Source organism: Nonomuraea sp. IBHARD001 (genome assembly GCF_056106265.1).
Map to the genome: position 1 here is coordinate 988,912 of NZ_JBWBBW010000002.1, position 12,026 is coordinate 1,000,937.

The following is a 12,026-nucleotide window of genomic DNA, read 5'->3' on the forward strand; positions in this document are numbered from 1 at the left end:
AGCGAAGGACACCGAGGCCACTATGGCGGGACAGAAGATCCGCATTCGGCTCAAGGCCTATGACCACGAGGTCATCGACAGCTCGGCCAAGAAGATTGTCGAGACGGTGACGCGGACTGGCGCGAAGGTCGCAGGCCCGGTGCCGCTGCCGACCGAGAAGAACGTGTACTGCGTCATCCGCTCGCCGCACAAGTACAAGGACAGCCGCGAGCACTTCGAGATGCGCACGCACAAGCGGCTGATTGACATCATCGACCCGACGCCGAAGACGGTCGACTCGCTCATGCGACTCGACCTCCCCGCCGGCGTCGACATTTCGATCAAGCTCTGAGGGAACGCACTGACATGGCTAAGACGACAAAGGGCGTCCTGGGCAAGAAGCTCGGCATGACCCAGGTCTTCGACGCGGACAACCGGATGGTCCCGGTGACCGTGGTCGAAGCCGGTCCGTGCGTGGTGACCAGGGTCCGTACTCCCGAGAAGGACGGCTACTCCGCCGTGCAGCTCGGTTTCGGGCAGGTCGACCCCAGGAAGGTCAACAAGCCGCTCGGCGACTACCTGCGTAAGCACGACATCACCCCGCGCCGTTACTTCACGGAGATCCGTACTGACGACGCGAGCGAGTACACCCTGGGCCAGGAGCTCCTGGCCGACACCTTCGAGGCCGGCCAGTTCGTCGACGTGACGGGCAAGAGCAAGGGCAAGGGCTTCGCCGGTGTCATGAAGCGTCACGGCTTCAAGGGATTGGGTGCCTCGCACGGTACGCAGCGCAAGCACCGCTCGCCGGGTTCCATCGGTGGCTGCGCCACCCCTGGCCGCGTATTCAAGGGCCTGCGCATGGCCGGTCGGATGGGTAACGTCCGCACGACCGTGCAGAGCCTCAAGGTTCACTCCGTCGACGTCGAGAACGGTCTCATCCTGATCAAGGGTGCGATTCCCGGCGCCAACGGCAGCCTGGTTCTCGTCCGCTCCGCCGCCAAGAAGGGGGCTGCCAAGTGAGCACCATCGACGTCCTCGACGCCAGTGGCGCGAAGGCCGGCTCCGTCGACCTCCCGGAGACCGTTTTCGGTGCCAAGGTCAACATCCCGCTGATCCACCAGGTCGTCGTCGCCCAGCTCGCCGCTCGCCGGCAGGGCACGCACAAGGTGAAGACCCGTGGCGAGGTCAGCGGTGGCGGCAAGAAGCCGTACCGCCAGAAGGGCACCGGCCGCGCCCGTCAGGGCTCGACCCGCGCGCCCCAGTTCACCGGTGGCGGCGTCGTGCACGGCCCGCAGCCGCGCGACTACTCGCAGAAGACGCCCAAGAAGATGAAGGCCGCCGCCCTGCGTGGCGCCCTGTCCGACCGGGCCAACGGCGGCCGTGTGCACGTCGTGAGCGGTCTGGTCTCCGGCGAGACGCCGAAGACCAAGGCCACCCTGCAGGCGCTTCGTAAGATCACCGAGGCGCGCAGCGTTCTCGTCGTGGTCGACGAGGGTGACGAGCTCACCTGGCTGAGCCTGCGCAACGCTCCCGAGGTCCACCTCCTGGACGCCGGGCAGCTCAACACCTACGACGTGCTCGTGCACGACGACGTGGTCTTCACGCAGGACGCGTTCGACCAGGTCGTGGCGCGCCTGAGCCTGAGCGGGAAGGAAGAGGTCTGATGGAGAAGATCGCCGACCCGCGCGACATCATCATCAAGCCGGTCGTCTCCGAGAAGAGCTACGGCCTGATCGATGAGAACAACAAGTACACGTTCCTGGTGAAGAAGACCGCGAACAAGACCCAGGTCAAGATCGCGGTCGAGCAGATCTTCGGGGTCAAGGTCACCAGCGTGAACACCATCAACCGCCAGGGCAAGCGCAAGCGCACCCGGGCCGGTTTCGGCAAGCGTCCCGACACCAAGCGCGCCATCGTGAGCCTGGTCGAGGGTGACCGGATCGACATCTTCGGTCAGGTCGGCTAGCTAGCCATAGATGTAGAGAGGGACGGGTTCGCCCGTCCCGAATGAGGTCGAGACCGCCGGACTCCGGTTCGGCGGGCTCACCCATGTAACTGACAAGGGATGAACGAAAAAGATGGGCATCCGTAAGTACAAGCCGACGACCCCGGGTCGCCGCGGCTCGAGTGTCTCGGACTTCGCCGAGATCACGCGCAGCACGCCCGAGAAGTCGTTGCTTGCGCCCCTTCACAGCAAGGGCGGCCGCAACGTACACGGCCGGGTCACCGCACGCCACCAAGGCGGCGGTCACAAGCGCGCCTACCGAATCATTGACTTCCGTAGGCATGACAAGGACGGCATTCCGGCCAAGGTCGCTCACATCGAGTACGACCCCAACCGGACCGCCAACATCGCTCTGCTGCACTTCGCCGACGGTGAGAAGCGCTACATCATCGCGCCGACCGGCCTGAAGCAGGGCGACCGCATCGAGAACGGCCCCACGGCCGACATCAAGCCGGGCAACTGCCTGCCGCTGCGCAACATCCCGACCGGTACCTTCATCCACGCGGTGGAGCTCCGTCCCGGTGGTGGCGCGAAGCTGGGCCGCTCGGCCGGTGCGCAGATCCAGCTCCTCGCGAAGGAGGGCCAGTACGCCACGCTGCGTATGCCCTCCGGCGAAATGCGTATGGTCGACGTGCGCTGCCGCGCGAGTGTGGGTCAGGTCGGCAACGCCGAGCAGGCCAACATCAACTGGGGTAAGGCCGGCCGCATGAGGTGGAAGGGCAAGCGCCCGACCGTCCGTGGTGTCGCGATGAACCCCGTCGACCACCCGCACGGTGGTGGTGAGGGTAAGACCTCCGGCGGTCGCCACCCGGTCAACCCGAAGGGCAAGCCCGAGGGCCGTACCCGTCAGGCGAACAAGGCCAGCGACCGGCTGATCATCCGCCGTCGGACCAAGAGGAAGAAGCGGTAGGAGCAGCCGAAATGCCACGTAGCCTTAAGAAGGGCCCCTTCGTGGATGACCACCTTCAGAAGAAGGTGGACGTCCAGAACGAGAAGGGCACCAAGAACGTCATCAAGACGTGGTCGCGGCGCTCCATGATCGTGCCCGACATGCTCGGCCACACGATCGCCGTTCACGACGGCCGCAAGCACGTCCCGGTCTTCGTGACCGAGTCGATGATCGGCCACAAGCTCGGTGAGTTCGCCCCCACGCGGACCTTCCGCAGCCACGTCAAGGAAGACCGCCGCAGCCGGCGATAAACAGCCTTCAGAAGTAAGAGGAGTAAGCGATGGAAGCCAGGGCTCAGGCGCGGTTCGTCCGCGTCACGCCCCAGAAGGCCCGCCGTGTGGTGGACCTTATTCGCGGGCTGCCCGCTTCGGAGGCGCAGGCCGTGCTGCAGTTCGCTCCCCAGGCGGCGAGCGAGCCGATCTACAAGGTGCTCTCCAGCGCCATGGCGAACGCAGAGCACAACCTCAAGATCGACCGTGACACGCTCGTCGTGAGCCGTGCGTGGGTCGACGAGGGCCCGACGCTGAAGCGGTTCCGCCCGCGTGCCCAGGGTCGTGCCTATCGGATCAACAAGCGGACGAGCCACATCACCGTGATCGTGGAGTCCCGCGAGCCGAAGGGAAGGACCCGCTAGTGGGCCAGAAGGTTAACCCGCACGGGTTCCGCCTCGGCATCACGACCGACTTCAAGAGCCGGTGGTACGCCGACAAGCTTTACAAGTCGTACGTGGCCGAAGACGTCGCGATCCGCCGCATGCTGCAGAAGGGCATGGAGCGGGCCGGTATCTCCAAGGTCGAGATCGAGCGTACGACCGACCGTGTTCAGGTCGACATCCACACCGCTCGTCCCGGTATCGTCATCGGCCGCCGCGGCGCCGAGGCCGACCGGATCCGCGGTGACCTCGAGAAGCTGACCAAGAAGCAGGTCCAGCTCAACATCCTCGAGGTCAAGAACCCCGAGATCGACGCTCAGCTCGTCGCTCAGGGTGTCGCGGAGCAGCTCTCCAGCCGTGTGTCGTTCCGTCGCGCCATGCGCAAGGCGATGCAGTCGGCCATGAAGAGCGGCGCCAAGGGCATCCGTGTCGCGTGCTCGGGTCGTCTGGGCGGCGCGGAGATGTCGCGGTCGGAGTTCTACCGTGAGGGTCGTGTGCCGCTGCACACCCTTCGCGCGGACATCGACTACGGCTTCTACGAGGCCCGTACGACCTTCGGCCGCATCGGCGTGAAGGTGTGGATCTACAAGGGTGAGGCTCCGACCAGCCGCGCCGAGCGTGAGGCGGCAGCCGCCGCAGCCGCCGGTGCGCGCGCCGGTCAGCGCCGTGACCGCGACGACCGTCGTGGTGGCGGCGGTGGCGGCGGCGAGCGTCCCCGTCGTGGCGGTGGCGCCGGTGGCGCACGTCGCGGTGGTGGCGCCGGTCGTTCGGACCGTGCCCCCAGGACTGAGGCGGCCTCGCAGGCTGCCCCCGAGACCGGCCCGGCTGCGCAGCCGGGTGCTGAAGGGAGCTGACCATGCTGATCCCGCGCAGGGTCAAGCACCGCAAGCAGCACCGGCCTGACCGCAGTGGCGCCGCCAAGGGCGGCACCAGGGTCGTGTTCGGCGAGTTCGGCATTCAGGCGATTGAGCACTCCTACGTGACCAACCGCCAGATCGAGTCGGCTCGTATCGCCATGACCCGCCACATCAAGCGTGGTGGCAAGGTGTGGATCAACATTTACCCGGACCGTCCGCTCACCAAGAAGCCTGCCGAGACCCGCATGGGTTCCGGTAAGGGTTCGCCCGAATGGTGGATCGCGAACGTCAAGCCGGGGCGCGTCATGTTCGAGCTTTCCGGTGTCGCCGAGCCGATCGCCCGTGAGGCGCTCACTCGCGCCATCCACAAGCTCCCCATGAAGTGCAAGATCGTCAAGCGTGAAGTTGGGGAGGCGTGATGGCTAAGGGCCTGACCGCCGGCGAGCTGCGGGTGGAGGACCAGGACACCCTGGTCCAGAAGCTGAAGGAAGCCAAGGAGGAGCTGTTCAACCTCCGCTTCCAGGCGGCGACCGGTCAGTTGGAGAGCCACGGGCGGCTTCGCGCCGTCCGCCGCGAGATCGCCCGTATCTACACCGTGATGCGCGAGCGCGAGCTTGGCATTGTCACGGTTGAGAAGGAGACGAGCGATGGCTGAGACCGAGACCACCGAGAAGACCGCGCGGCACTACCGCAAGACCCGTGAGGGCCTGGTCGTCAGCGACAAGATGGACAAGACCGTCGTGGTCGCCGTCGAGGACCGCGTGAAGCACCCGCTGTACGGCAAGGTCATCCGCCGTACGACCAAGTACAAGGCGCACGACGAGGCCAACGCCTGCGGCGTCGGCGACCGGGTCCTCCTCATGGAGACCAGGCCGCTCTCGGCGACCAAGCGCTGGCGCGTCGTGGAGATCCTCGAGCGGGCCAAGTAAGACCCTGAAGGCCGCCCTCCTGGTGGGGGCGGCCCTCTGGTGATTGACGCGCCGTCGTGGGGGCGACCCCATGACGGCGTCCAAGGACGCGGGGCGACCCGCGTCGCCTGCGGGGCGGTGTCGGAGGTACGGCGTGAGCCGCACGTCCGGTGCTGTCGCCGGGGGAACAAGACAACTGCAGTTCCGCAAGGCTCGTGGCCGTGAGGCGGCGAGAACCGGCGGAGACCAACAGGAGTAGACGTGATCCAGCAGGAGTCGCGACTTCGCGTCGCCGACAACACGGGTGCCAAGGAGATTCTTTGCATCCGCGTTCTCGGTGGCTCGGGTCGGCGCTACGCGGGCATCGGCGACATCATCGTCGCCACGGTGAAGGATGCCCTTCCGGGCAGCAGCACCGTCAAGAAGGGTGACGTCGTCAAGGCCGTCATCGTTCGCACGGTCAAGGAGAGGCGCCGTCCCGACGGTTCCTACATCCGCTTCGACGAGAACGCCGCCGTCATCATCAAGGACAGCGGTGACCCTCGCGGCACCCGCATCTTCGGCCCGGTCGGCCGTGAGCTGCGCGAGAAGAAGTTCATGCGCATCATCTCGCTCGCGCCGGAGGTGTTGTAATGCCGAAGTCGCTGCATGTGAAGAAGGGTGACCTGGTTCAGGTCATCGCCGGCAAGGACAAGGGTGCCAAGGGTCGAGTGATCGCCGCTCTCCCGCGCGAGGACCGCGTGGTGGTCGAGGGTGTCAACATGATCAAGAAGCACGCCAAGGAGAACCTCAACGGTCCTCGCGGCGCCAAGCAGGGCGGCGTGACGACCATGGAGGCCCCCATCCACGTGAGCAACGTCAAGAAGCTCAAGGATGACGAGAAGCCTGCCAAGACGGCTGACAAGGCCGACGAGTCGGGTGAGGACAACTGATGACCGTCACCGAGACCACCACCGAGCGTCCGACGCCGCGCCTCAAGACGAAGTACCGCGAGGAAGTCATCGCGAAGCTTCGCGAGGAGTTCGGCATCGAGAACATCATGCTGGTGCCCGGCCTGACCAAGATCAAGGTCAACATGGGCGTCGGCGAGGCGGCCCGCGACTCGAAGCTGATCGAGGGCGCCGTGCGCGACCTCACGGTCATCACCGGTCAGAAGCCCGCCGTCGTTCGCGCCCGCAAGTCCATCGCGCAGTTCAAGCTGCGTGAGGGCATGCCGATCGGCGCGCACGTCACGCTGCGCGGCGACCGGATGTGGGAGTTCCTCGACCGGCTGCTGTCCCTGGCGCTTCCGCGCATCAGGGACTTCCGCGGCCTTTCGCCGAAGCAGTTCGACGGCAACGGCAACTACACGTTCGGTCTCACGGAGCAGGTCATGTTCCACGAGGTCGACCCCGACAAGGTGGACAGGCCGCGAGGCATGGACATCACGGTCGTGACGACCGCGAAGACCGACGACCAGGGCCGGGCGCTGCTGAAGCTTCTCGGGTTCCCCTTCAAGGAGGCCTGATCATGGCGAAGACATCTCTCAAGGTCAAGGCGGCCCGCAAGCCGAAGTTCGCCGTACGGGCGTACACTCGGTGTTCGCGCTGCGGCCGTGCGCACGCGGTTTACCGCAAGTTCGGCCTGTGCCGGATCTGCTTCCGCGAGATGGCGCACCGGGGCGAGCTGCCCGGCATCACCAAGTCAAGCTGGTAGGTCACCGCGGGGGCGGGTCGCACCGCCCCCGTCGGCTGCCAGCCGTACATATCTAGGAATGTCAACCGGACGCTGATCCAGGCGTCCATGACCGCGCCGAAGGTCCACCGGCAGAGACGAGATCTCGACCGACTGGAAACCGCGGCGAGGAAGGCCGTTGGCCATGACGATGACCGACCCGATCGCAGACATGCTGACTCGTCTGCGAAACGCGAACTCGGCTTATCACGACAGCGTGTCGATGCCGTACTCGAAGATCAAGGCGCACATCGCCGAGATCCTCCAGCAGGAGGGTTACATCCAGGCCTGGACCGTCGAAGACGCCAAGGTCGGGAAGAACCTCGTGGTGGAGCTGAAGTTCGGCCCGACCCGTGAGCGTTCCCTCGCAGGTCTTCGCCGGGTGTCCAAGCCCGGTCTGCGCGTGTACGCGAAGAAGGACAACCTGCCTCGAGTTCTGGGCGGGCTGGGCGTCGCGATCATCTCGACGTCCGCCGGTCTCATGACCGACAAGCAGGCCGGCAAGCGTGGAGTGGGCGGGGAAGTCCTCGCCTACGTCTGGTAACGAGGGGAGGAACACAGCATGTCGCGAATCGGACGGCTGCCCATCCCTGTACCCAGCGGCGTCGACGTCTCTATTGACGGCCGGGATGTCCAGGTCAAGGGCCCGAAGGGCACGCTTTCACTCAAGGTCGCCGAGCCCATCGTTGTGGCTCGCGACGAGGACGGCACCATCGCCGTCACCCGTCCCAACGACGAGAACAAGGTCCGCGCTCTGCACGGCCTGTCTCGCACGCTGATCGCCAACATGGTGGCGGGCGTGACCCAGGGGTACTCCAAGACCCTTGAGATCGTCGGTGTCGGTTACCGCGTCGCGGCCAAGAGCCCGACGCAGCTGGAGTTCGCACTGGGCTTCAGCCACCCGGTTGTCGTCGACGCCCCCGAGGGTGTCACCTTCCGCGTCGAGAAGCCGACCCTGTTCCACGTGGACGGCATCGACAAGCAGAAGGTCGGCGAGGTCGCCGCCAACATCCGCAAGCTCCGCAAGCCCGACCCGTACAAGGGCAAGGGTGTGCGGTACCAGGGTGAAGTGATCCGCCGCAAGGTCGGAAAGGCTGGTAAGTAGGCATGGCTCCCAAGACTGCGTACAGCAAGCACACGGCTGCCCGCACCGTCTCGCGGGCCCGCCGTCACGGCCGCGTCCGCAAGAAGGTCATCGGCACGGCCGCGCGTCCGCGCCTGGTCGTCAACCGCTCGACTCGTCACCTGTTCGTCCAGATCGTGGACGACACCCAGGGCCACACGCTGGTCAGCGCCTCCACCATGGACGCGACCCTGCGTACGGCCGACGGTGACAAGACCGAGAAGGCCAAGAAGGTCGGCGAGCTCCTCGCTCAGCGGGCCAAGGAAGCCGGTATCACCGCCGTCGTCTTCGACCGTGGTGGCAACCGCTACGCCGGGCGCATCGCCGCTCTGGCGGACAGCGCCCGCGAAGGTGGGCTCGAGTTCTGATATGGCTACTGAGATGAGGAACCACTGATGGCTGCAGCTCCGCGTCGCGGTGGCGGCACCGGTGGCGAGCGGCGGGACCGTCGTGACGATCGCCGCGGTGGCGCCGCCGACAAGGGCGTCTCGTACATCGAGCGCGTAGTGAAGATCAACCGCGTCGCCAAGGTCGTGAAGGGTGGTCGTCGCTTCAGCTTCACCGCCCTGGTTGTCGTCGGTGACGGCAACGGCCTGGTCGGCGTCGGCTACGGCAAGGCCAAGGAAGTACCCGCGGCCATCGCCAAGGGTGTCGAGGAGGCGAAGAAGCACTTCTTCCGCGTTCCCCGCATCCAGGGCACCATCCCGCACATCGTGCAGGGTGAGGAGGCGGCCGGCGTCGTCTTCCTGCGTCCGGCTTCGCCCGGTACCGGTGTCATCGCCGGTGGTCCGGTGCGCGCCGTGCTGGAGTGCGCCGGTATCCACGACGTGCTGTCCAAGTCGCTCGGCTCGGACAACCCGATCAACATCGTGCACGCCACCGTGGCGGCTCTGAGGGGTCTGTCGACCCCCGAGCAGATCGCCGCCCGCCGTGGCCTGCCGATCGAGGACGTCGCTCCCAAGGCGATGCTCAAGGCTCGCGCCGAGGGTATTGCGGAGGCTGCCGCGGCGGCCAAGGCGGTGAGCTAGTCATGGCACGCCTGAAGATCACTCAGGTTCGCTCGAAGATCGGTGGCAAGCAGAACCAGCGTGACTCGCTGCGTTCGCTTGGCCTGAAGCGAATCGGCGATGTCGTCGTCAAGGAGGACCGTCCCGAGATTCGCGGGATGGTCTCCGTGGTGACGCACCTCGTCGAGGTGGAAGAGGTCGACTAGTCATGACTGACAACGCTCCGCTCAAGATTCACGACCTGCGTCCCGCCAAGGGCGCCAACAAGGCCAAGGTCCGCAAGGGCCGTGGCGAGGCGTCCAAGGGCAAGACCTCCGGTCGTGGCACCAAGGGCACGACGTCGCGGAACAAGGTTCCTCTCGGTTTCGAGGGTGGCCAGGTTCCGCTGCAGCGCCGTCTGCCGAAGCTCAAGGGCTTCAGCAACGCGATGTTCAAGACGACCTACCAGGTCGTCAACCTGGACAAGCTCGGTGAGCTGTTCCCCGAGGGTGGCGACGTCACCGTCGAGGCGCTGGTCGCCAAGGGCGCTGCCCGCAAGAACCAGCCGGTGAAGATCCTCGGCACGGGTGACATCTCCGTTTCGCTGAACGTTTCGGCTCACGCCTTCTCGTCCAGCGCGAAGGAGAAAATCGCCGCGGCCGGTGGGTCCGTTACCGAGCTGTAAGTGTCATTACCGGGCGCGGGAGTTCCACCATGGGCTCCCGCGCCTGTAGTGCGTTAGAGTTCGCGAGACGGCCGGGCTTACCGGTCGTCACGTTCGCTCGTTCGACCCTGAGAATTTCAGATGGATGACCCCCGCACCATCGCATACTCATACCGCCTTATAGGCGCGCAGGAGGGACCGTGCTGACCGCGTTTACCCGGGCGTTCCGGACGCCGGACCTGCGCAAGAAGTTGCTCTTCACACTGGGCATCATCGCGCTGTTCCGTCTCGGCTCGGTTCTTCCGACCCCCGGTGTCCACACCGAGAACATCGCGGCCTGTCTTGAGCAGGCCACCGCTGGCGACAGCGGCAACATCTACGGGATGGTGCAGCTGTTCAGCGGCGGCGCCCTCCTGAAGCTGTCGGTGTTCGCGCTGGGCATCATGCCGTACATCACGGCGAGCATCATTCTTCAGCTCCTCGTCGTCGTCATTCCCCGTCTCGACGCGCTCAAGAAGGAGGGGCAGGCGGGCAACGCGAAGATCACGCAGTACACGCGTTACCTGACCATCGGCCTCGCCGTTCTGCAGTCGACGGCCTTCATCGCGCTGGCGCGCACGGGACAGCTGTTCCCGCAGTGCCAGCAGCAGATCCTGCTCGACCCCGACAACATCTTCAGCATCGTGACGATGGTCGTCATCATGACCTCGGGCACCGCTGTGATCATGTGGCTCGGTGAGCTCGTCACCGACCGCGGCGTCGGCAACGGCATGTCGATCCTGATCTTCACGCAGGTCATCGCGGTCTTCCCCGCCGAGCTGCTCAACATCTTCAAGGCGAACGTCGTCACCGGCATCGCGGTGATCGTCGTCGGTATCTTCATGATCGCCGCGGTGGTCTTCGTCGAGCAGGCGCAGCGCCGGGTTCCGGTGCAGTACGCCAAGCGTATGGTCGGCAGGCGGATGTACGGCGGCACTTCCACCTACATTCCGTTGAAGGTGAACCAGGCCGGCATCATCCCGGTCATCTTCGCCTCCTCGCTGCTGTACCTGCCGCAGTTGCTGGTCTCGCTCTTCGCCAACCAGGAGGAGCCCAACGCGGTCGTCTCCTGGATCCAGCAGAACATGATCACCGGTGACACCCCGGCCTATATGATCACGTTCTTCCTGCTGATCGTCTTCTTCACGTACTTCTATGTGTCCATTACCTTCAACCCCGTTGAAGTCGCCGACAACATGAAGAAGTACGGTGGGTTCATCCCGGGCATCCGTCCGGGCCGGCCGACGGCTGAGTACCTCAACTTCGTGCTCACCAGGCTCACCGCTCCAGGCGCGCTCTACCTCGGCCTCATCTCGATGGTGCCGATCATCGCGCTGGCGGTGGCCGGGGCCAGCCAGAACTTCCCGTTCGGAGGGACGAGCATTCTGATCATGGTGGGTGTCGGCCTTGACACCGTGAAGCAGATCGAGAGCCAGCTCCAGCAGCGCAACTACGAAGGTTTCCTCCGCTAGTGCGTCTCGTCCTGGTCGGGCCCCCCGGAGCGGGTAAGGGGACACAGGCCCAGTTCATCGCATCGAACCTGTCCATCCCGAAGATCTCGACAGGTGACATCTTCCGTGCCAACGTCTCTGGCGGCACGGAGCTCGGCAAGCTCGCCAAGCAGTACATGGACCGCGGCGACCTCGTTCCCGACGAGGTCACCATCGCCATGGTCCGCGACCGTCTTTCCGAGGACGACGCGCAGGACGGTTTCCTGCTCGACGGCTTCCCCAGGAACGTGGCCCAGGCCGAGATCCTGAAGAAGATGCTCGCGGAGTGGGGCACCGGTCTCGATCTCGTGCTCGAGCTGATCGTCGAGGACGAGGAGGTCGTCCGCCGGCTGGCCGGCAGGCGCACCTGCAGTGTCTGCGGTCGCATCTGGCACGTCGAGTTCGACGACAAGCAGGACGACGTCTGTGACGCCTGCGGCGGCGCGCTGTTCCAGCGTGACGACGACAAGGAGGAGACCGTGAGGCACCGCCTCGAGGTCTACCAGGAGCAGACGGCGCCGCTGATCTCCTTCTACGGCGGCGAGCGCATCCTCGTCGGCGTGGACGCGACCGGTCCCGTCGAAGAGGTCACCCAGCGGGCGATGGAAGCCGTCAGGCCTTTCGCCGGCTGACATCACGCACGTCCCGGAAGTCCCCTGCA

23 protein-coding genes are annotated in these 12,026 nt (G+C 65.6%); all 23 read left to right on the forward strand.

Annotated features, from left to right (window positions below; genetic code table 11):
• Positions 1-22 precede the first annotated feature (22 nt).
• Positions 23-331 (forward strand): 30S ribosomal protein S10, encoded by a 309-nt coding sequence (rpsJ, locus tag ACTWNK_RS06935; RefSeq protein WP_012887830.1) that lies wholly within the window; start codon positions 23-25, stop codon positions 329-331.
• A 14-nt stretch (positions 332-345) separates the two neighbouring features.
• Complete coding sequence (gene rplC, locus ACTWNK_RS06940; protein ID WP_474302883.1) at positions 346-999, forward strand: 50S ribosomal protein L3; 654 nt, start codon at positions 346-348, stop codon at positions 997-999.
• The gene (rplD, locus tag ACTWNK_RS06945; protein ID WP_474302885.1) at positions 996-1,643 is read left to right on the forward strand and encodes a 50S ribosomal protein L4; all 648 of its coding nucleotides are present in this window, start codon (positions 996-998) and stop codon (positions 1,641-1,643) included. The genes rplC and rplD overlap by 4 nt, the downstream gene beginning before the upstream one ends.
• On the forward strand, positions 1,643-1,945 hold the full coding sequence (gene rplW, locus ACTWNK_RS06950; protein WP_474302887.1) for a 50S ribosomal protein L23: 303 nt from the start codon (positions 1,643-1,645) through the stop codon (positions 1,943-1,945). Before rplD ends, rplW begins: the two co-directional genes overlap by 1 nt.
• A gap of 112 nt (positions 1,946-2,057) precedes the next feature.
• Positions 2,058-2,894: a 50S ribosomal protein L2 gene (gene rplB / locus ACTWNK_RS06955; protein WP_474302889.1), complete on the forward strand. Its 837-nt coding sequence runs from the start codon at positions 2,058-2,060 to the stop codon at positions 2,892-2,894.
• A gap of 11 nt (positions 2,895-2,905) precedes the next feature.
• A complete protein-coding gene (rpsS, locus tag ACTWNK_RS06960; RefSeq protein WP_012887835.1) occupies positions 2,906-3,184 on the forward strand; it encodes a 30S ribosomal protein S19 in 279 nt (92 codons plus the stop codon).
• Positions 3,185-3,213: 29 nt separating this feature from the next.
• Entirely contained in the window at positions 3,214-3,567 is a 354-nt protein-coding gene (gene rplV, locus ACTWNK_RS06965) for a 50S ribosomal protein L22 (RefSeq protein WP_474302891.1), read from the forward strand.
• Positions 3,567-4,439 (forward strand): 30S ribosomal protein S3, encoded by an 873-nt coding sequence (rpsC, locus tag ACTWNK_RS06970; protein WP_474302893.1) that lies wholly within the window; start codon positions 3,567-3,569, stop codon positions 4,437-4,439. The genes rplV and rpsC overlap by 1 nt, the downstream gene beginning before the upstream one ends.
• Positions 4,440-4,441: 2 nt before the next feature.
• Positions 4,442-4,861: a 50S ribosomal protein L16 gene (rplP, locus tag ACTWNK_RS06975; protein WP_049572692.1), complete on the forward strand. Its 420-nt coding sequence runs from the start codon at positions 4,442-4,444 to the stop codon at positions 4,859-4,861.
• Positions 4,861-5,097 (forward strand): 50S ribosomal protein L29, encoded by a 237-nt coding sequence (rpmC, locus tag ACTWNK_RS06980; RefSeq protein ID WP_080047279.1) that lies wholly within the window; start codon positions 4,861-4,863, stop codon positions 5,095-5,097. Before rplP ends, rpmC begins: the two co-directional genes overlap by 1 nt.
• Positions 5,090-5,371, forward strand: coding sequence for a 30S ribosomal protein S17 (rpsQ, locus tag ACTWNK_RS06985; RefSeq protein ID WP_474302895.1), 282 nt, complete (start codon positions 5,090-5,092; stop codon positions 5,369-5,371). The genes rpmC and rpsQ overlap by 8 nt, the downstream gene beginning before the upstream one ends.
• A 240-nt stretch (positions 5,372-5,611) precedes the next feature.
• Positions 5,612-5,983 carry a 50S ribosomal protein L14 gene (rplN, locus tag ACTWNK_RS06990; protein ID WP_474302897.1) on the forward strand — a complete coding sequence of 124 codons (372 nt, stop codon included), beginning with the start codon at positions 5,612-5,614 and terminating at the stop codon, positions 5,981-5,983.
• Positions 5,984-5,994: 11 nt separating this feature from the next.
• Positions 5,995-6,282, forward strand: a complete 288-nt coding sequence (rplX, locus tag ACTWNK_RS06995) for a 50S ribosomal protein L24 (RefSeq protein WP_474310854.1) — start codon at positions 5,995-5,997, stop codon at positions 6,280-6,282.
• Complete coding sequence (gene rplE / locus ACTWNK_RS07000; protein WP_474302899.1) at positions 6,282-6,857, forward strand: 50S ribosomal protein L5; 576 nt, start codon at positions 6,282-6,284, stop codon at positions 6,855-6,857. The genes rplX and rplE overlap by 1 nt, the downstream gene beginning before the upstream one ends.
• Positions 6,858-6,859: 2 nt before the next feature.
• Positions 6,860-7,045, forward strand: coding sequence for a type Z 30S ribosomal protein S14 (locus ACTWNK_RS07005; protein WP_183650871.1), 186 nt, complete (start codon positions 6,860-6,862; stop codon positions 7,043-7,045).
• Between the two features lie 163 nt (positions 7,046-7,208).
• Positions 7,209-7,607 (forward strand): 30S ribosomal protein S8, encoded by a 399-nt coding sequence (gene rpsH / locus ACTWNK_RS07010; protein ID WP_090930448.1) that lies wholly within the window; start codon positions 7,209-7,211, stop codon positions 7,605-7,607.
• Positions 7,608-7,625: 18 nt separating this feature from the next.
• Positions 7,626-8,168 (forward strand): 50S ribosomal protein L6, encoded by a 543-nt coding sequence (gene rplF, locus ACTWNK_RS07015; RefSeq protein ID WP_474302901.1) that lies wholly within the window; start codon positions 7,626-7,628, stop codon positions 8,166-8,168.
• A gap of 2 nt (positions 8,169-8,170) precedes the next feature.
• A complete protein-coding gene (rplR, locus tag ACTWNK_RS07020; protein WP_474302903.1) occupies positions 8,171-8,554 on the forward strand; it encodes a 50S ribosomal protein L18 in 384 nt (127 codons plus the stop codon).
• A 27-nt stretch (positions 8,555-8,581) separates the two neighbouring features.
• On the forward strand, positions 8,582-9,214 hold the full coding sequence (rpsE, locus tag ACTWNK_RS07025; RefSeq protein WP_474302905.1) for a 30S ribosomal protein S5: 633 nt from the start codon (positions 8,582-8,584) through the stop codon (positions 9,212-9,214).
• Positions 9,215-9,216: 2 nt separating this feature from the next.
• Positions 9,217-9,399, forward strand: a complete 183-nt coding sequence (rpmD, locus tag ACTWNK_RS07030) for a 50S ribosomal protein L30 (protein WP_080043226.1) — start codon at positions 9,217-9,219, stop codon at positions 9,397-9,399.
• Positions 9,400-9,401: 2 nt separating this feature from the next.
• Complete coding sequence (gene rplO, locus ACTWNK_RS07035) at positions 9,402-9,857, forward strand: 50S ribosomal protein L15 (RefSeq protein ID WP_474302907.1); 456 nt, start codon at positions 9,402-9,404, stop codon at positions 9,855-9,857.
• Positions 9,858-10,036: 179 nt separating this feature from the next.
• A complete protein-coding gene (secY, locus tag ACTWNK_RS07040) occupies positions 10,037-11,347 on the forward strand; it encodes a preprotein translocase subunit SecY (RefSeq protein WP_474302909.1) in 1,311 nt (436 codons plus the stop codon).
• A complete protein-coding gene (locus ACTWNK_RS07045) occupies positions 11,347-11,997 on the forward strand; it encodes an adenylate kinase (protein ID WP_474302911.1) in 651 nt (216 codons plus the stop codon). Before secY ends, ACTWNK_RS07045 begins: the two co-directional genes overlap by 1 nt.
• Positions 11,998-12,026: the final 29 nt, after the last annotated feature.